The organism is Halorubrum coriense DSM 10284, assembly GCF_000337035.1.
GTDB classification, from domain to species: Archaea; Halobacteriota; Halobacteria; order Halobacteriales; family Haloferacaceae; genus Halorubrum; species Halorubrum coriense.
In genome coordinates this window covers 55,469-74,559 of the sequence record NZ_AOJL01000042.1, presented here as the reverse complement: position 1 = coordinate 74,559, position 19,091 = coordinate 55,469, and the positions used below count along the sequence as shown (strand labels likewise).

The 19,091-nt window shown below is 70.2% G+C and carries 17 protein-coding genes; 9 read left to right on the top strand and 8 right to left on the bottom strand.

The genetic code is table 11. From position 1 onward, the window contains the following. The coding region (locus C464_RS10555; protein WP_394296106.1) for a DEAD/DEAH box helicase at positions 1-703 on the bottom strand (703 nt) is incomplete at its 3' end. A 141-nt stretch (positions 704-844) separates the two neighbouring features. Here C464_RS10555 and cmk point away from each other — a divergent pair. After that, the gene (gene cmk / locus C464_RS10550) at positions 845-1,459 is read left to right on the top strand and encodes a (d)CMP kinase (protein WP_006113683.1); all 615 of its coding nucleotides are present in this window, start codon (positions 845-847) and stop codon (positions 1,457-1,459) included. Between the two features lie 10 nt (positions 1,460-1,469). Here cmk and C464_RS10545 read toward each other — a convergent pair whose 3' ends face one another. Continuing rightward, positions 1,470-1,934, bottom strand: coding sequence for an MGMT family protein (locus C464_RS10545; RefSeq protein WP_006113682.1), 465 nt, complete (start codon positions 1,932-1,934; stop codon positions 1,470-1,472). 130 nt (positions 1,935-2,064) lie between these two features. Between C464_RS10545 and trpC the strand changes: the two genes are divergently transcribed. The 4 genes from trpC (at position 2,065) to C464_RS10525 (ending at position 5,902) form a co-directional block, all read left to right on the top strand. Next, on the top strand, positions 2,065-2,889 hold the full coding sequence (trpC, locus tag C464_RS10540) for an indole-3-glycerol phosphate synthase (RefSeq protein WP_006113681.1): 825 nt from the start codon (positions 2,065-2,067) through the stop codon (positions 2,887-2,889). Next, positions 2,886-4,184 carry a tryptophan synthase subunit beta gene (gene trpB / locus C464_RS10535; protein WP_006113680.1) on the top strand — a complete coding sequence of 433 codons (1,299 nt, stop codon included), beginning with the start codon at positions 2,886-2,888 and terminating at the stop codon, positions 4,182-4,184. The genes trpC and trpB overlap by 4 nt, the downstream gene beginning before the upstream one ends. Further along, on the top strand, positions 4,185-5,030 hold the full coding sequence (trpA, locus tag C464_RS10530) for a tryptophan synthase subunit alpha (RefSeq protein WP_006113679.1): 846 nt from the start codon (positions 4,185-4,187) through the stop codon (positions 5,028-5,030). It begins immediately after the preceding gene. An 80-nt stretch (positions 5,031-5,110) separates the two neighbouring features. Then, entirely contained in the window at positions 5,111-5,902 is a 792-nt protein-coding gene (locus C464_RS10525; RefSeq protein ID WP_006113678.1) for a 2-amino-3,7-dideoxy-D-threo-hept-6-ulosonate synthase, read from the top strand. A gap of 23 nt (positions 5,903-5,925) precedes the next feature. On the opposite strand, the gene C464_RS10520 is transcribed toward C464_RS10525, so the two are convergent. Continuing rightward, on the bottom strand, positions 5,926-7,479 hold the full coding sequence (locus tag C464_RS10520; protein WP_006113677.1) for an HTTM domain-containing protein: 1,554 nt from the start codon (positions 7,477-7,479) through the stop codon (positions 5,926-5,928). Between the two features lie 113 nt (positions 7,480-7,592). Between C464_RS10520 and C464_RS10515 the strand changes: the two genes are divergently transcribed. Together C464_RS10515 and C464_RS10510 are read left to right on the top strand one after the other, a co-directional pair. Beyond that, positions 7,593-8,765 (top strand): 3-dehydroquinate synthase II, encoded by a 1,173-nt coding sequence (locus C464_RS10515; protein WP_006113676.1) that lies wholly within the window; start codon positions 7,593-7,595, stop codon positions 8,763-8,765. Positions 8,766-8,852: 87 nt separating this feature from the next. Next, a complete protein-coding gene (locus C464_RS10510; RefSeq protein WP_006113675.1) occupies positions 8,853-9,467 on the top strand; it encodes a hypothetical protein in 615 nt (204 codons plus the stop codon). 48 nt (positions 9,468-9,515) lie between these two features. Here the strand turns inward: C464_RS10510 and C464_RS10505 are convergent, their stop codons facing one another. After that, a complete protein-coding gene (locus C464_RS10505) occupies positions 9,516-10,232 on the bottom strand; it encodes an SDR family NAD(P)-dependent oxidoreductase (RefSeq protein WP_049911065.1) in 717 nt (238 codons plus the stop codon). 150 nt (positions 10,233-10,382) lie between these two features. On the opposite strand from C464_RS10505, the gene C464_RS10500 reads away from it, so the two are divergent. Together C464_RS10500 and C464_RS10495 are read left to right on the top strand one after the other, a co-directional pair. Then, positions 10,383-11,321, top strand: a complete 939-nt coding sequence (locus tag C464_RS10500; RefSeq protein ID WP_006113673.1) for a carbohydrate kinase family protein — start codon at positions 10,383-10,385, stop codon at positions 11,319-11,321. A 447-nt stretch (positions 11,322-11,768) separates the two neighbouring features. Next, positions 11,769-13,538, top strand: coding sequence for an ABC transporter substrate-binding protein (locus C464_RS10495; protein WP_006113672.1), 1,770 nt, complete (start codon positions 11,769-11,771; stop codon positions 13,536-13,538). 79 nt (positions 13,539-13,617) lie between these two features. Here the strand turns inward: C464_RS10495 and C464_RS10490 are convergent, their stop codons facing one another. From C464_RS10490 to C464_RS10475, 4 genes are read right to left on the bottom strand one after another with little or no spacing between them, the layout of a single operon-like run. Further along, positions 13,618-14,931, bottom strand: coding sequence for an ABC transporter ATP-binding protein (locus C464_RS10490; RefSeq protein WP_006113671.1), 1,314 nt, complete (start codon positions 14,929-14,931; stop codon positions 13,618-13,620). Continuing rightward, positions 14,928-16,265: an ABC transporter ATP-binding protein gene (locus tag C464_RS10485; RefSeq protein WP_006113670.1), complete on the bottom strand. Its 1,338-nt coding sequence runs from the start codon at positions 16,263-16,265 to the stop codon at positions 14,928-14,930. The genes C464_RS10490 and C464_RS10485 overlap by 4 nt, the downstream gene beginning before the upstream one ends. After that, complete coding sequence (locus C464_RS10480; RefSeq protein WP_006113669.1) at positions 16,262-17,950, bottom strand: ABC transporter permease; 1,689 nt, start codon at positions 17,948-17,950, stop codon at positions 16,262-16,264. Before C464_RS10480 ends, C464_RS10485 begins: the two co-directional genes overlap by 4 nt. A gap of 2 nt (positions 17,951-17,952) precedes the next feature. Continuing rightward, a complete protein-coding gene (locus tag C464_RS10475; protein WP_006113668.1) occupies positions 17,953-18,972 on the bottom strand; it encodes an ABC transporter permease in 1,020 nt (339 codons plus the stop codon). Between the last annotated feature and the right edge of the window lie 119 nt (positions 18,973-19,091).

Genomic DNA, 19,091 nt, shown 5'->3' with positions numbered 1-19,091 from the left:
CCGCCAGCGAGTGGATCTCGTCGACGATCACGTACTCGACGGTGCGGAGCTTCTCCTTGAACTTCGGCGAGTTGAGCAGGATCGCCAGCGTCTCCGGCGTGGTGTTGAGGACGTGCGGCGTCTCCGAGAGCATCGCCTGCCGGTCCGCCTTCGAGGTGTCGCCGTGGCGGATCGCCTGCCTGACGCCGGGGTCGTAGCCGTCGGGTTCGTCGCCGCCGTCCGTCTCGGCGCTCGCTTCCGCGGCGGCGACCGCCTCGCCGATCCCGTCCAGCGGGGTCTCGAGGTTACGCTCGATGTCGTTCGCGAGCGACTTCAGCGGCGAGACGTAGAGACAGTAGACCGAGTTCTCCAGTTCGCCGGCGCGGTCGCGGGCGAAGAGGTCGTCGAGGACCGCGAGGAAGGAGGCGAGCGTCTTCCCGCTGCCCGTCGGCGCGGCGACGAGACAGTTCCGGCCGGCGTCGACGTGCGGGATCGCCTCGCGCTGCGGCGGCGTGAAGAAGCCGCCGTTCTCGCCGACGTACTCGCCGAAGCGCTCGACCCACCAGCGCCGGACCGGGGGCGAGAGTCGGGCGAGGACGTCAGCGTCCGCGATCGGGACCGTCTCCGGATCGAACTCGGGGGCGGCGACCGCGCCCCGGTCGATCGCGTCGCGGAGGAGCGCACGCGCGGCCGCCTCGTCGCCGCGGTCCGTGGTCTCGCTCACGGACCACACGAGGGTTCGGGCAGGGAAATCGGTTGCGTCGGCCCCGCGGAAATTCGCGCGACCGACTCGTGCGTCCGTCGGCCCCGCGGAAATTCGCGCGACCGACCCGTTTATGCCCCGTGGTTTCGTGTCGCCACACACATGAGCGGCACCTCGCCGGAGCCCGCCAGAGGGATCGACCGCAACCTGTTCGTCACCGTCTCCGGGCCGCCGGGCTGCGGGGCCACGACCCTCGTCGAAGGGATCGCCGAATCGCTCGACTGCGGCTACGTCTCCGGGGGCGAGCTGTTCCGCGAGATCGCCGCCGAGCGCGACATGAGCCTCTCGCAGCTCATCGCCGAGACCGGCGAGTCCGAGGAGATCGACCGCGCGCTCGACGAGCGGCTCCGCCGCATCGCCGAGAAGTGGGGAGCCGCGAACAAGGCGTTCGTGCTGGAGTCGCGGCTGGCCGGCTGGATCGCCGGCAACCGCGCCGACATCCGGATCTGGCTCGACGCGCCCGACGAGGTCCGCGCGGACCGCACGGCCGACCGCGAGGAGATGACCTCCGAGATGCAGGTCCGCGAGGTGATCGAAGAGCAGCGGTACAAGTCCTACTACGGCATCGACCTGTCGGACCGGTCCATCTACGACCTCGTCGTCAACACGGGGCGCTGGGACGCCGACGCGACGCTCGACCTCGCGCTCACCGGGATCGAGCGCTACGACGTCGACGAGGACGAGGGCGCGTTCGACACGCCCGACTTCGAGATCTGAGCGGCCGCGGCTACAGTCCCTCGACGCGGCGCAGCTCGCCCCGCACGCCGCTCGGCGTCGCGTACGGGCCGCCGCTCACCCGGTGGTCGGGGAGCAGGACGGGGACCGGGTTGTCGGCGAGCGCGCCGGTGACGGTCTCCAGGTCGGCCGCGTCGTCGGGGTCGAACCCGGCGAGCCGCGCGAGCCGGCTCACGGAGACCTCCTCGCCGTAGGGGACGCTCCGGAGCGCCTCCAGCACTTCCCGCTGGTCCGTCGGCACCGTGAGGCCGAGCGCCACCTCGGCGAACTCGTCGCGCTCGCCGTCGAGGTACGCGTCGATCCTGTCCAACAGGTCGTGGTCGCCGTCGGCGTCGTCCGGCGGCTCGGCGGGAAACGACACCGAGATGACGCGACCGCCGGCGAACCCCACCTGAACGGTCCGGCCGATCTCGTCGAACTCCCGGGCGAAGACGCCGGACGTACCGGCCATGCTCATACCCTTCACTGGGCGGGTCGTTCACTTAAAAGGTCTCCCGCGAGCCGCGCTCACGTCGCCGGCCGAAGGCGAGCGGGTCGCCCCGATCCCCGCAAGCCTTATGAACAGATAAGTACATTAGTGTATAGTAATGGACGATCCAGACGAGCTGGCTCCGGCGGTCAGGTCGATCCTGTCCGCCGCCCGGGACCGCGCGGACGCGAGGGCGGGAGCGACCGTCTCGGTCGCCCCTCGCGACCTCTCGGCCGCGTTCGAGCGGGCCGAGGCCGACGGGCGCGTCCCGGTGATCGCCGAGGTGAAGCCGACGAGTCCGACCACCGACGGGGCCCGCGACGACGACCCGGTCGCGCTCGCCGAGGGGATGGTCGCCGGCGGGGCGGCCGCCCTGAGCGTGCTCACCGAGCCGGAGCACTTCGGCGGGAGCATCGAGACTCTCGAACGCGTGCGCGACGCCGTCGACGTCCCGGTGCTCCGCAAGGACTTCGTCGTCGAGGAGGCGCAGTTGGACGCCGCCGAGAGCGACGTCGTCCTGCTCATCGCGCGGTTCGCCGGCGACGACCTCCCCGATCTGGTCGCGGCCGCCCGCGAGCGCGGCTTCCAGGTCCTCGTGGAGGTCCACGACCGGGCGGAGCTGGAGCGCGCGCTCGCGGCGGGCGCGACGACGATCGGCGTGAACAACCGCGACCTCGCGGAGCTCGTCGTCGACCTCGGAACCTTCGAGTCGGTCGCGCCCCACGCTCCGGACGACGTGACGCTGGTCGCCGAGAGCGGTATCGGATCGCCCGCCGACGTCCGCCGGATGCTGGCGGCGGGCGCCGACGCCCTGCTCGTCGGCAGCGCGATCATGGACGGCGACGTCGAGGCGAACACCCGCGAGCTGGTGCGGGCGGAGGCGGGAGACGGCGGCGCGAGCGGCGAAAGCGATACCAGCGACGCGACGGAGACACCCACATGAGCGAGACCGACACGCGGACGACGGAGGAGATGAGTCGACGGCCCGGCCGCGAGCGCGGCCGCGACGACGGGAAGTTCGGCCGCTACGGCGGCCAGTACGTCCCGGAGGCGCTGATGCCCGCGATCGAGGAGCTGGCCGACGCGTACGAGCGCTACGTGTTGAACAACGAGGACGGGTTCATGGACGAGTTCCGGGAGCGCCTCGCCGACTTCGGCGGGCGGCCGACGCCGCTCCAGCGCGCCGACCGGCTCTCGGAGCGCTACGACACGGAGGTGTACCTGAAGCGCGAGGACCTGCTCCACGGCGGCGCGCACAAGCTGAACAACGCGCTCGGGCAGGTCCTCTTGGCGAAGTACATGGGCAAAGAGCGCATCATCGCGGAGACCGGCGCGGGCCAGCACGGCACCGCGACCGCGATGGCGGCGGCGCACCTCGACATGCCCTGTACGATCTACATGGGCGAGCGCGACATCAACCGCCAGCGGCCCAACGTGTTCCGGATGAAGCTGAACGGCTCCGAGGTGAAGCCGGTCACGACCGGCCGAGGCACTCTCAAGGAGGCCATCTCCGAGACGATGCGCGACTGGGCCGAGACGGTCGAGGACACCCACTACGTCATCGGGTCGATCGTCGGCCCGCACCCGTTCCCGGTGATGGTCCGCGACTTCCAGGCGGTCATCTCCGAGGAGGCCCGCGAGCAGGCGATCGAGAAGACGGGCGGGCTCCCGACCGACGTGGTCGCCTGCGCGGGCGGCGGGTCGAACACCATGGGCACGTTCGCCGACTTCGTCGACGACGAGTCGGTCGCGCTCCACGCGGTCGAGGCCGGCGGCTCCACCCTCGAGGTCGACGAGGAGGAGGGCGTCGCGCCCAACTCCGCGTCGCTGTACACCGGCGACGAGGGCGTCCTCCACGGCGCGCGGACGAAGCTGCTCCAGGATTCGGACGGCCAGATCATGGAGAGCCACTCCATCTCCTCCGGCCTCGACTACGCCGGCGTCGGCCCGGAGCTCGCATACCTCGTCGACGAGGGGCGCGTGGACCCGGTCGCCGTCGACGACGACGCCGCCTTGGAGGGGTTCCACAGGCTCTCGAACACCGAGGGGATCATCCCGGCGCTGGAGACGGCCCACGCGTTCGGCTACCTCGAAGAGCACCACGAGGAGCTGGGCGAGCGCGTGGTCGTGAACGTCTCCGGACGCGGCGACAAGGACCTCGACGCCGCCATCGAGGAGACCGACCAGCGCGACGTGGCGAACGCGCCCGACATGTCGATGTTTACGGGGGGAATGTAGATGGCGAACTCCGACGCCGTCGCCGCCGCGTTCGCCAACGGGCCCGCCTACGTGCCGTACCTCGTCGTCGGCGACCCCGACTACGAGTCCTCGAAGGCGTACGTCGAGGCGCTCGACCGGGGCGGCGCGGACGTGATAGAGCTCGGGCTCCCGTTCTCCGAGCCGATCGCCGAGGGCTCGACGATACAGGAGGCGCTCGTCCGGTCGCTCGACGCGGGGATGACGCCCGACCGCTTCTTCGCGTTCGCGGAGGAGCTCGACGTCGACGCCGCGTTGGTCTGTATGACGTACTACAACCTCATCTACCAGTACGGCGAGGGGGAGGGCCCGCGGCCCTTCGTCGAGCGCGCCGCCGCGACCGGCATCCAGGGGCTCGTCGTCCCCGACCTGCCGGGCGAGGAGGCGGGCCCGCTGCGCGAGGCCTGCGACGAGTTCGGGCTCGACCTCGTCTTCATCGTCGCGCCGACGACGCGCGCGGACCGCCTCGACCGGCTCATGGAGCGCGTGTCGGGGTACGTGTACGTTCAGGCCCGGCTGGGGACGACCGGCGCGCGCGACGACGTCTCGGACCAGACCACGGAGAGCCTCGACCGGCTCCGCGAGTACGACGTGCCGAAGGCGGTCGGGTTCGGCATCTCGACCGGCGAGCAGGCCGAGCACATCGTCGCGGGCGGTGCCGACGGGATCATCGTCGGCTCGGCGCTCGTCGACATCGTCGCCGAGGGGGTCGCCGAAGACCTTTCGACCGCGGCGGTCGCGGACCGGCTGGAGGCGCTCTCCCGCGAACTGAAGGAGGGCGCGGAGCGCGGCCACCGCTCGCGGACCGAGCCCGTGGAGTCCGCCTGAGCCGAAACGATCCAATACGTCCCCGAACGAAACCGACTTACCTCCGATTGCCACACTCTCACACAACGACCCACCCCACTATGACAGCAGGACTCTCGGCACGACTCGACCGCATCTCCACGAACGACCGCTACCTCGTCGTCCCCATGGACCACGGGATCACGATGGGGGCCGTCGAGGGGCTCGTCGACATCGAGTCGACGATCGACGGCGTCACGCGGGGCGGCGCGGACGCGGTACTCACGCAGCGCGGCGTCGCGGAGCGCGTCCACGGTAATAAGAACGGCGCGGGCTACATCGTCCACCTCAACGGGTCGACGACGATCGGCCCCGACGAGCGCGACAAGCGCGTCACCGGCACCGCCGAGGACGCGGTCCGCGCCGGTGCCGACGCCGTCTCGTTCCACATCAACGTCGGCTCGGAGCACGAGCCGGAGCAGATCGAGGAGCTCGCCGAGCTGACCGCGGACGCCGAGCGCCTCGGGCTGCCCGTCCTCGCGATGGCGTACGCGCGCGGCCCGGGCGTCGACAGCGCGGACCCCGAGTCGCTCGGTCACGCGGTCCGGCTCGCCGAGGAGCTCGGCGCAGACGTGGTGAAGACGGGCTACTCCGGCGACGGCGACTCGTTCGCCCGCGTCACGGAGTCGACGCGGCTCCCGGTCGTCATCGCGGGCGGGTCGAAGGGCACGGACCGGGAGACGGTCGAGATGGTCCGCGGCGCGATGGACGGCGACGCCGCCGGCGTGTCGATGGGGCGGTCGATCTTCCAGCACGACGACCCCGAGGGGATCGCCCGGGCGGTGTCGGCGGTCGTCCACGACGACGCGACCGTCGAGGAGGCGCTGCGGGCGGGCGGGTTCGTCGAGGCCTGAACGCGGACCGTTCTCGCCTCGGGTCAGCAGGCGACGCGGATCTGTTTCCGGGCTTCGGGGTCGCCGACCGGCCCGTCCGCGTCGACGGGCTGCTCGACGTGGAACACCGTCACGGACGCCACGTCGCGGTCCGTGCGCTCACAGACGTACGACGCGAGCGGCCGGTACCGGGACTCGCCGGCAGTCTTCATCCTGAACCCGTACTGGTGCCAGAGGGTCGTCGGATACGTCTCCGCCGCGTCGGGCGGTCGGTCGTAGGTGACCGCCCCGCCGTCGCGCAGGTCGACCGGATCGCCGGACTTCGGCGTTCCCCGGACGACGTACCAGTTCGAGGCGTCCGGCGGGTTGGGCGCGAAGAACGACCAGCTCACCTCCGACAGCTCGCCGGTCGTCTCCGACGCGGGGAGGTCGACGAGCCCGACGCCCGCCGCCTGCCACCAGACGAGCGCGACGAAGAACCCCGCGAGCAGCGCGGCGGTTCCGACCTTTATCCCGCGGCGAGCGCGTGACGGAGTCGGATCCGCGGCGCGGGCTCCCGTTCCGCCGTCGCTCCGGTGCGCACGGTCTGGTCCCGTGACCCCCGTGGACCCGGGGAGCCTCGACGCGGCGGCCTCGACGCGGTCCCACGCGCCGGGCGGGAAGAACAGCAGGAGGATCGCGACCATGACGAACGGGAACACGGCGAGCCGCATCGTCGCGGCCATGCCGATGTGCGCGGCGACGAACGCGAGGGCGACGCCGGTCCTGCGCCGCCCGGTCGCGGCGACCAGCGCGGGAGACGCCGCGAGGAGGGCGATCCACGACCAGTTTACCGCCGCCAGCACCGCGGTCTGCTCCGAGAGGAGCGGTCCGAGCCCCACCGTGAACTCGCCCAACTGAAAGATCCGCGGGACGGCGACGCCCGACATCCACGCGTCGCTCCGGTACTTCGAGACCGCGTTCGCCGCGTATATCGACACGAGCGTCAGGAGCGTGACCGCCGTCCCGACCGAACAGACCCGCGAGTCGAGGGGACTCTCCGGGTCGTCACCCCCGCGTCCGTCGGCGTCCCCCCGAGCGTCCCGACCGCTCCGCTGGTCTGCACCGAGCGACCAGCGGGCGTCGAGCGGGAGGAACAGACTCAGAAAGAGGAACACGACCAAGATGGTGTTGCCGCCGTTGATCACGTACGGGTTCCGAGCGTACAGCGACGCGAGCAGGACCAGAGTGAGACCCGTCGCCGCCCGCGTGCGATAGCCGACCAGTAGGGAGCCGGCGGCGAGGACTCCGACCGCCAGCAGGGCCGTCTGTACCCGCGCGGAGCCGGAGATCGCGTACAGCGACGCCTCCGCCAACAATGGAAAGGCCTCGGCCAGCGTCGAGCGGGGGAGGACGCCGCCGTCCGTGTAGAACGCGCCGACCGCCGGGAGCCGATAGACCAGCAGGTCGGCGAGGACGAAGAGCGCCACCGCGACGCGGAACGCGCCGAGCGCCCGCGGGTCGACACCGAGATGGGGCGCGGCACGCTCGCGGACGGACTCGCGGACGGCGGCGTAGCGGGTCCCGGCTTCGGAGCGGCGCTCCGCGGGCGACGACATTCAAGTGACAATTGCGAATAGACGGTAAGTGCTTTGTCGTCTTCGGGCCCCGGCCGGCCGCAGTACGCGACCCTTCCGCAGTTTTCAAGCCGCCCCGCCGCGAGGTCCCGATAATGACACGCACGGTCTGGGTCAAGGCCGACGCCGACGTCGGGGACTGGGAGGCGCGCAAGCGACGGGTCACGGCCGCCATCGAGGCCGGTGCGGACTGGGTGCTCGTCGACGAGGACGATGTCGGCCGCGTCCGGAAGCTGGGCGACGTGAACGTCGCGGCGTTCCGCTCCGACGCCGACGTGATCGACGACGCCGAGAGCGACGCCGAGGCCGACGCCTACTTCGTCGGCAAGGGCGGGGAGGGCGACGGAACGATCTCGATGCCCGAGGACTTCACCGGCTCCGCGGACCTGACCACCCTGCGCCGCCGAGACGACCGCGCGCAGGGGGCGTACGTGCGCGTCCTCGGCACCGAGTACGAGGCGTTCGCGGAGGCCGCGGCCGACGACGCCGACTTCACCGTGATCGTCGGCGAGGACTGGTCGATCATCCCGCTGGAGAATTTGATCGCTCGCGTCGGCGAGGAGACCCACCTCGTCGCGGGCGCGACGACGGCCGCGGAGGCCCGGACTGCCTTCGAGACGCTGGAGATCGGTGCCGACGGCGTCCTCCTCGACGCGGACTCGCCGGACGAGATCCGCGGCGCGGTCGAGGCCCGCGACGCCGCGGACCGCGAGACGCTCGACCTCCGGCACGCCGAGGTGACCGAGATCGAGCAGACCGGGATGGCCGACCGCGTCTGTATCGACACGGGGTCGCTGATGGACGACAGCGAGGGCATGCTCGTCGGGTCGATGTCGCGCGGGCTCTTCTTCGTCCACGCCGAGACCGCGGAGTCGCCGTACGTCGCCTCGCGTCCGTTCCGCGTGAACGCCGGGGCGGTCCACGCCTACGCCCGCAACGCCGAGGGGGGCACCAACTACCTCGCCGAGCTGTCGAGCGGCGACGAGGTCCAGGTCGTCGACACCGACGGCCACACCCGCGAGGCGGTCGTGGGCCGGGTGAAGATCGAGAAGCGCCCGATGTTCCGGATCCAGGCGGAGGTCGAGACGGAGGAGGGGACCGACCGCATCGAGACGCTCATCCAGAACGCCGAGACCGTGAAGATCGCGACGAGCGAGGGGCGAAAGGCCGTCACCGAGGTCGAGCCGGGCGACGAGGCGCTCGTCTACTACGAGGACGTCGCGCGCCACTTCGGCGAGGCCGTCGAGGAGAGCATCATCGAGAAGTAACCCCGCGGCGCAGCGGCGTTCGCTGCGGAAACCGGCCGTGTTCGTGTCGACCAGAACGAATTTTGTGCTTGATTGCGATCAAATGACATGGCATTCGCTAACGAGTCCGACCGTCGCGTCGTCGAACAGGGGTTCGTCGATCGGGTCCAGCACCTCGCCGAGGCCGCGAACCCGGCGTTCGCGGCGGGGAGCCTCCTCGTCCCGCTGGCGTTCCTCGGGGCGAGCCTCGCGCTCGCGAGCACCGAACTCCTCTTTTACACGCACGTGGCGGCGGGGGCGGTCTGGTTCGGGTTCGCGCTGATCTTCCCGGCGATCGTCGGTCCGACGCTCGGGAGCCTCGACGAGGAGGCGTCGGCCGCGGTGACGACGACGCTGGTGCCGAAGGCCGTCTTCTTCCTCGTCGGCTTCTCGCTGACGACGGTGCTGTCCGGAACGGTGTTGCTCACGACCGACCTCGGCCTCGGCTACGGCTTCGGCGGCGCGTGGTCGGGGGCCGCGCTCGCGCTCGGTTGGGGGCTGTTCGCGTTCGGACTGGCGGTGCCCCACCGGCTTCACCTCAGCGCGTACTACGAGACGCTGTCGCCGGACCCGGACGCCTCGCGGCTCGAATCGATCGAGAAGAAGAACCTCGTCGTCGGCCTGTTCGAGGGGGCGATGATGCTGGCGATCATCGTCATGATGACCGGGTTCCGGCTGGGGTGAGCGTGAAACGAGGGCGGGACGCGGATTCCCGGGAGGGCCCCGTCGCTCTCACCAGGAAACCCGCTCGCGGTCCTTCCAGAGCAGTCCCCCCGGACTCCCCGGGGCGAACCGGGCGAGCCACACCGGGGTCTCGGCCCCCTTCGACGGCGGGCGCGGCGCGCCGTCCCCGCCCATGTCCGTCCGGACCCAGCCGGGGGAGACGGCGTTGGCGACGAGCCCGCGGTCGCCGTATTCGCCGTCGAGGTAGGCCGTCAGCCCACCGAGTCCCACCTTCGACAGGCGATACGGCGGATATCCGCCGTCCATCTGTCCCCCGGTGAACTGCCCGAGCCCCGACGACATGGAGATCACGCGCCCGCCGGGACCGTCCAACAGCAGCGGCAGCGCCGCCTTCGTCAACAGGACCGGCCCGCGGAGGTTCACGGCCATCGTCCGGTCGAAGTCCGCCGGGTCCATCTCGTGGAGCGGTCCCGATCGAGGGAAGATCCCGGCGTTGTTCACCAAGACGTCCAGCGACCCCCGCTCCCGTTCGATGCGGTCGACCGCCGCTCGGATCTGCCCGTCGTCGGTCACGTCCAACTCGACGGGACGCTGGTCCGCCGCGGTGACGTCGGCCGGGTCTCTGGCCCCGGCGTACACGGTCGCGCCCAGATCCGCGAGACCGGCGGCGATCTCGGCTCCGATACCTCGGGTCGCCCCCGTGACGAGGGCGACGTCGTCGGTCAGGTCCGACTTGAGGTCGACGTCGGGATGCGTCTGTGGCATGTCGATCACGACGCCCTCCGGTCGGAAATATCCCACAGCCGGACGCGCGCTCGACCCACGGGCGACCGGCCCGTAGCCGCCGGTTGAGGGCGGGATCGAGTGGGTAGATTCATTCCGGTACCGCCACAGCGTATTACCCACGGAGCAACAGTGAGTGACAGCGACCCAGGGGTAGCGGTCGTCGGCGACACGACGGTCGACCTCTACCCGACGGACGACGGATCGATCGCGCCGGGAAGCGGCTTCGAGTGGCACGTCGGCGGCACGGCGACGAACGCCGCCCGGTGGGCCGCCGCGCTCGGCTGCGAGGTCGACCTCGTCACGAACGTCGGGAGCGACGTGCTCGGCGCGGCGGCCGCTCGACACCTCGCGAGAGGGGCGGTCGACACGGGGCGCGTCGCGCGGGTCGACGCGCCGTCGCCGCTGACGCTGTACACCGGAGGAGCGGGGGAGGAGGCGTGGAACGCGTGGGTGGCCGGGAGCTGTTACGGGTTCACCCCGCCGGAGGATCCGGCGGCGTTCGTGGAGCCGTACGACTGGATCCTCCTCGAGGGAGTGACGCTACCGTCCGCGGTGAACCGGACGGCGGTCCGTCGCCTCGCCGCGGCGGCCACGGAGTGCGGGACCCGCGTCGCGTTCGACCTCAACGGGCGTCCGAACCAGTGGTCGGGCCCGGACGAGTACCGAGACGCGCTGCGAGAGGTGCTCCCGCGCTGCGAGCTGCTGTTCGCCGGGACGGACGACCTCGCGGTGGCCGGCGTCGAACCGACACCGGCGGGGCTGCTCGAACTCCTCCCGGCGGACCACTCCGCGACGGCGTTCGTCACCGACGGCGGCGAGGCGACGCGGGCGCTGCGGATCGACGACGGAGCGATCGCGGAGCGCGTGAGCGTCGCGCCCCCGTCGGCGAGCGTCGCGACCACGGCCGGCGCCGGCGACGCGTTCGCGGGCGCGGTCCTTGCCGCACGGCACGGCGGTGTGTCAGGTCTCCGCCGACTGGCGACGATCGGCAACGCGGCCGGCGCGGCCGCCGTCGAGACGGTCGGTGCGTTCGACGCGGACACCGAGGGAATAAACCGGTCGTTCTGAACCGCGGAGGCGTCCGATCCCAACCGACGGGTGTTCCGAGCCGGGTTCTATCCGGTTGTGCTTCGTCCGTCGGATGAGTTCACACGTGCGTGGATCCGGCTTCGTCCGAGACACCTGAACGAACGACGGACGAATACTCGCCGTCGCACTGCGCGCACTACGGTCCGAACGAGAAGAGTCGGCCGGTCCGAGAAGCCCTTGCCGCCCGCCCGAGCTGCGACGCGCCGGCGCTCGAACCCGAGTTCGACCCGGCCCACACTTCTCTCACCTCGCGAACCGCTTCTTCGAGGGCCTTTCGGGCCGCGAGCCCGTCGAGCGTGTGGCGAATCCGCTGTACAAGATACTGGCGGAATCTCGGTGTATGACAAGTGGTTTATCCACGCTTTCGTATAACGACGTGTGGCAGTAGATCTTAATCGTCGAAAGTTCCTCGCTGGCGTAGGAACTGTGTCGAGCGTCGCGGTGGCGGGATGCTCCGGAGAAGACCCGGTCGAAGAGGGGTCCGACGGGACGGACGGTAGCTCGGACGCTGGCGACTCGGAGGGGCAGCCCGACGCCGGACGGCTCCAACTAATTCAGAACCCCCGGTCGACGCTGGATCCAATCGGTATCTCGGGCGGGATCAACGCGTGGATGAGTTCGCAGGTCCACGAGCAGCCGTTCAGCTACGAGAACGGTACCGCCCCGGTCTCCGCCATGTTGGTGGAGGAGTACACGGTCTCCGAGGACTTCCTGACGTACACGTTCAAGTTCAAGGAGGGGGTCACGTTCCACAACGGTGAGGAGCTGACCGCCGCCGACGTGGTGTTCTCGTGGCGGCGACTCGCGGAGTCGGAGAACAACCGCAACAACCAGGACCGCATCGTCCGAGGTCCGATGTCCGTCGCCCACGAGACCGACGAGAGCGGCGACACCGTACCCGGCTCGCTGGCGCTGGAAGCCGTCGACGAGTACACCGTCGAGATGACCTTGGAGACGCCGTTCCAGAACACGCTCGGGAACCTCGCCGACCTCCGGTTCACCGTGATCCCGGAGGGGATCGTCGGTGACATCGAGGGGTACGAGGGCGAGTACCCGTACGACGAGTGGGCGACGGAACGGCTCACCGGAACGGGACCCTTCGAGTTCCGCACGTGGGACCCCGGCAACGAGATCGTCGTCGATCGGTTCGACGAGTACCGCGGGTCCGTGGCGAACATCGAGGGGATTCGGTGGCAGATCCTGGAGGACCCGAACGCGCGGTACACCCGCGCGGTCAACGAACAGAACGTCGACATCTTCAATCTGCCCCGGTCCCAGTTCGACCCCTCGCTGTTGGACATCTCGGGGGAGGTCGACGAGGACCGCAGAGAGGGCACGTACGGACTGGTGGGCGGTGAGACGCTCAACTACGGCGAGACGAGCCTGCCGCGGACCCAGTACCTGATCTTCAACACGCTCCGCGTCGAGGAGCCGGCGCGGAAGGCAATCGCGTACATCGTGAACCAAGAGCGGATCACCGAGACGGCGGTGCGGGGCCAGGGCGAGCCCGCCTATCTCCTGACGCCGCCCAGCGGCTTCCCCGGCGGGGCGAGCGACTACCGCGAACTGGCCGAGGAGGAGTACCCGTACGGCTACGCCCGGTCCGACTTGGAGGCCGCTCGAGAGGTCATGGAGGCGGCCGGCTACAGCGAGGACAATCCGTACGAGACGACGCTCCAGTTCCCCTCGGACAGGCAGGCGTCCGAGTGGAGCGAGATCGCGAGCCTGCTGCGCGATCAAGCGGCGGCCGCCCACATCGACATCGAGATCGAGCAGGCGCCGATCTCCACGCTGACCGACCGAGCTATCGACGGCGACATCACGATCTACGCCGTCTGGAACGAACTCAGCTGGCTCGAGGCCGACGCGATGCTCCGGTTCGCGTACCCCAACCAGTTCGCCTGGTCGCGGTGGGGTGCCGAGGCGGACTACGAGTACGACCAACTGTCCGACGCCGCACAGCGGGCCGCGGACGCGTGGGACCGTTACGAGGAGAACCGGGTGTCCTCCGAGTCGGCACAGGAGGCCCGCAACGAGGCGTACCTCGAAATCGAGCGGGCCAACTGGGAGGACATGACGATGCTTCCGCTGTGGCACCCGATCGAGGACCTGTACTGGTACGACTGGGTCGAGGATCTAGAGATGCACGGCTCGCAGCGCCGCCCGCAGCTGAACGGGATATCGCTGAACCGCTAACTGCCGGCCCGGACCGGGGCAGAGCCCTCCTCTCTGGCGACGCGGCGTCAGCGGGTCCCCGGTCGGACCGGGGGAACCGTCACCGCGTGTCGGTGCGATATTCGTCCGGCTCCTCGTACTCGTCTCGGTGACGATGACACCGGCTCAGCCGGCCGGCCGCGGTCGGGTGGTCGTCCGGGACCTCCGTCTCGCAGACCGACCCGAAGGCATCGTCGAGAAGCTCCGTCGCCTCTGTGACTCCCTCCTCCGCCGCGGTCGCGACCGCCCGATCGATCCGCTCGCGGGCGGCCTCCGGAAGGCTCACGTCGCCGAAGAGGTCGTCGCGCACCTCGCGGATCGGCGTCGCTCGGTCGTCGACCCCGAGTCGGCGCTTCAGCCCGTCAACGAAGCCGTCAGCGTTGCGGGCGCGGTCGCGGAGCACCGCCCGGAACTCCTCGATCCGAGTCCACCCCTCCTCGTCCACCGCATCGTGTTCCGTCGGTCGGATTTTGAACGGACACCGGGTAGAGAAGCCGCACCCCGTCGGCGGATCGCGGGGGCTGGGTGGAGAGCCGCGGAGCGTGATCCGGTCCTGCGAGACCGTCGGGTCGGCGTGCGGAATCGCGGAGAGGAGCGCCCGCGTGTAGGGGTTCGACGGCGACCGGAACAGCTCCTCGGTGGGTCCCAGTTCCATGAGCTTCCCCAGGTACATGACGCCGACCCGATCGCAGACGTGCCTGACTACGCTCAGGTCGTGTGCGATCAGCATGTACGTGAGGTTCAGCTCCTCTTGGAGGTCGGTGAGCAGGTTGAGGATCTTCGCTTGGACCGAGACGTCGAGCGCCGACACCGGTTCGTCGAGGACGATGAACTCCGGTTCGGGGGCCAACGCCCGGGCGATGCCGATCCGCTGCCGCTGGCCGCCCGAGAACTGATGCGGATACCGGTGGTAGTGTTCCGCTTCGAGCCCGACCGTTTCGAGGAGCTCCGCGACGCGGTCGCGCCGGTCCGAGTCGGTCCCCCACCCGTGTACGTCGAGCGGCTCGCGGACGATCTGTCCGACGGTCATCCGCTCGTTGACCGCCGTGTTCGGGTTCTGGTACACCATTTGCGCGTCCTGCCGCCACGACTTCAGCTCCCGGCGTCCCAGTTCCGTCACGTCCCGTCCGTCGAAGTAGACTCGTCCGGCGTCGACGTCCTCCAGTCTGAGGACACTGCGACCGAGGGTGGTCTTCCCGCAGCCGGATTCCCCGACTATCCCCACGGTCTCGCCGCGACCGATCTCGAACGAGACGCCGTCGACCGCCTTGACCGGCTTTCCGCCGATCAGTCGCTCGCTCGCGTAGTAGGTCCGTAGTCCCTCGACGCTGACGAGTGGGTCCCGGTCCGCGCCAGAACGCTCCGAATCGCTCACGACGGACCCCCGCGATCGGCGGCCCCCGGCCCCTCGCCGGTACCGCCTGCGCCCGTCGACCCGTCGGCGTTCAGTTCGAGGTCCTCGTCGTGTGCCGCGATCCGCCGGCGGTGCGGTTCCGCCTCCGGGTAGAGCAGACAGGCGGCCGTGTGTTCATCGGTCCCCGCGGGGTCGCCGGCCGCGACGGCATCCGAGGGGGCGCTCACGTCCACGTGGGCTGGATGGACCGTCTCGCACTCCGGCATGGCCTCGGGACAGCGCGGCGCGAACCGGCAGCTCGTGGCCGGCTCGTTCGGCGTCGGCACGCTCCCCTCGATGGTCGGCAGGCGGTCAGCGGTGCCAGCGAGCCCGGGGATGCTCTCCAGCAGCCCTCGCGTGTAGGGGTGTTTGGGGTCTGCGAACAGCCGTCCGACCGACGCCCGCTCGACTACCTCCCCGGCGTACATAACGGCCACCGCGTCGGCGATCCGCGAGACGACGCCCATGTCGTGCGTGATGAACACGACCGCGAGGTCGCGCTCCCGCTGAAGCTCCTCCAGCAGGTCGAGTATCTGCGCCTGGATCGTGACGTCGAGGCCGGTCGTGGGCTCGTCGCAGAGCAGCACCTCGGGGTCGCACGCCAGCGCGAGCGCGATCGCCGCACGCTGTTGCATCCCGCCGGAGAACTGGTGGGGGTACTCGTCGAGCCGCCGCTCCGGGTCCGAGATACCGACGCTTTCCAGCAGCGCCGCCGCGGTCTCCGTCGCCTCCGCGCCGTCGACGTCCCGGTGGATCCCGAGTAGTTCCCGGATCTGGTTGCCGACGGTGTAAACCGGGTTGAGGCTGCTCGCGGCGTCCTGAAACACCATCGCGATCTCGCCGCCGCGGGCCCGCTCGACGACAGCCCTCGGCGCGGCGACCAGATCGACCCATCCGGTCTCGATCGCGGCCGCCTCGCCGGCCGAGCGGACCTCCGTCACTGTCACGAACCGCTCCTCGGGGTCGGGCGACGAGTCGCCGCGCGGCTGGGGATCGGCCGTGGCCTGGGAGTCCGGACCGTCCGTCTCGTCGGTCGCCCACCGGACCGCGTCCGGATACCGCTCGGCGATCCGGCGGACGAACGACGGCCCGTGGTATCTGACGGACCCGCTCGGGTCGACCCGGCCCGGATCGTCGACGAGGCCGAGGATCGATCGCGCCGTCACGCTCTTGCCGGAGCCGCTCTCGCCGACGAGCCCGAGCGTCCGTCCGGGCGGAACGGCGAACGAGACGCCGTCAACGGCCCTAACGGTCTCGCGGTCGGTGTGGAACGTCGTCTTCAGTCCCTCGACGGAGAGGATCGGTCCGTCAGTCACACGCCGCCACCCCGGGATTCCGTCTCGCTGGGGTCGGTCGCCCCGCTGTCGCTTTGCGGATCAACAACGTCTCTGAGAGCGTCGCCGACGGCATTAAACCCGATGACTACGAGCGTCACCATCGCCCCGGGGATCAGCGAGATGTGCCAGGACTCGGTCGCCACGTACTCCCGCCCCATGTCGACGGCGCGGCCCCACTCCGGCGTGGGCGGGGTGACGCCGAGCCCGAGGAACGACAGCCCGGCGATGGCGAGTATCACGCCGCCCAACACCAGCGAACTGTAGATGAGCAGGTAGCCGACGAGGTACGGGAGCATGTGGAGCCGCATGATCCCGAGCGGCGACTGGCCGTAGTTGCGCGCGGCGTCGACCCAGTCGCGTTCGGCGATCTGGAGCGACGGGCCGCGGAAGGCGCGCCAGAGGAACGGCCACCCCGTCGCGGCGAGCACGAGCGCCAGCAGCACGCCGCCGTCGTACAGCCCCGCGAGCGGCGTGTCGGCCAGAAGCACCGTGAGGAGTATCAGGAGCAGCAGCCGGGGGACCCCCATCACGGTGTCGCTCGTCACCACGAGGATGAGGTCGGCGACGCCGCGGTAGTACGCCGACAGCAGCGCGAACGCGGTAGCGACGACGGTGCTCGCTCCCACGCTCAACAGCCCGACGACCAGCGACACCCGCGCGCCGTGAACGAGGAAGGTGAAGAGGTCCTTCCCATTGGTGAGCGTGCCGAACGGATGGAACCGACCGAACCGGTCGTAGCTACCCGGGCCGAGGTTCTCGGCGGCGTACCCCACCGACCGCGTCTGCGAGTTGGCGTTGCCGACGAGGATCTCCGTGACGCGCCCGAGATCGGGGTCGTAGTACTGGATCGTGTGCGAGAACGGCGAGTACAGGTTCTGTTCGGCGGTGGTCGTCCCGAGCGACGGGGCGAACAACGCCATCGTCAGGAACAGTCCGACCACGACGAGCCCGAACTGGCCCCAGCGGTGGCCGCGGAGCCGCCGGACTGCGTCGTCGCGGGGCGTCCAGTCGGCCCGGCGGTAGTGGGCCCGGAACAGCAGATATCCGACCCAGACCCACGCCGCCCACGCGAGCACGTACAGGTGGATCAAGAGTACCCGGACGCCCCACGCGACGGCGGGAGACAGCCCGAGGAACGTTCCCCGCCACGTGCCGTCGGGGAGCTGATACCCGCGGTTCGGGACCGTCTCTCGGGCGGTCAGCGTCGGGAGGTCGGCGATCGGCCGGACCGCTGCTAGCGCCGTCTCGCCGACCGCGTGGACGGCGTCGGCGGCACCGAACCGGACGGCGAGCCAACATCCGACGAGGACCACCCCCCCGAGGCCGACCCGCTCCGCCGGCCGACGGAGCCGCGGGGGTAGCGCCGCGGTCGCCGCTTCGACGCGTTCGGACCCGACACGAGCGGCGACCACCACCCCGACCAGCCACGCCAGAAGGACGGAGAGACCGACGACCGCGACCCCCGCCGGTCCGCGGGAGGCGAGAGCTCCCCGCACCCACGTCGCGGTCGGCCCTGTCGCGGCCGCGACGGCCGTCCCGACCGAGACCGCGCCGGCCGCCATTCGCCCCAACTCCGCGGCGATCAGGACGGCGACGCCCGTGAACCAGCCGAGGGCCGGAAGCGGTCGACTGCGGAACCGCGCCGACGGTGAGTCCGGCGCCACGGCTACCGCCCCCCGTACCCGACGCGCGGGTCGATCAGGACGTACAGCAGGTCCTGAAGCAGGTTGATGAGCACGACGACGAGGATGAAGACGAAGACGAGTGCGGTCACTAGGGGCATGTCGGCGTTGAGGACGGACTGGAAGAACAGCCAGCCGAGCCCGTTGATCCCGAACACGACCTCGACGATGACGGAACCGCCGATCAGCAGGAACGCCTCGTTGGTGATCGTCGGGACCAACGGGATCAGCGCGTTCCGGAGGACGTGTTTCCAGACGACCGAACGCCGCGGGACGCCGTTCGCCTCGGCGGCCTCGACGTATCCGTCGTTGATCGTTTCGAGCACCGCCGTCCGGGCGATCCGAAGCTCGCTCCCCATGGAGGCCGATCCCAGCACCACGGCGGCCGGGAGGACCTGTTTCACCGCCGCGACGAAGCCGGTCGGCGACAGCAGCCGCGACAGGTCGGGCGTCCCGGTCACGGACGTCTCGACGAAGAGGTCGTTCCAGCTGAATCCGAGCAGGGCGTCCGACTGGGAGAGCACGGCGAGGAGGATGATTCCCAGCCAGAAGTTGGGCATCCCCCGCCAGACGATCCCGAACAGCGACAACAGGTAGTCGAGGGGCGTGTCGGAGTTGATCCCCGCGTACACTCCCATCGGGATCCCGACGAATATGGGGATGAGGACCGCCCAGAACGCCAGCCACAGCGTCCGCGGCGCGTACACGACGAGCAGCGAGACCACGTCCGTCTGCGGGGCCAACACCCACGACTGTCCCAAGTCCAACGTCAGCAGATCGGTCATGTAGCTCCAGTAGTGTTGGAGGGGCGGCTGTTCGAGCCCCAACTCCACGCGGATCCGCTCGTACTCGGCGACCCCCTCCTCGGTCGCCGCTTCGCCGACGATGGCGGCCGCCGGGTCGATCGGTCCGAACCGGAAGATCACGAACGTGAGCGTCGCGCCAAGGACGAGTACCGGCACGGACAGCGCGACCCGCTTGAGAAAGTACTGTACCCGGCTCATACAGCGGTCGAGGCTGCCGTCCGATCAGTCGAGTTCGCTGCGTGCGCGGGCACTGTTGTTACAGCTATCAGTCCGCGTAGACACGTAAATCGGCTTCGGAGTCCGCAACCGGGACCGCC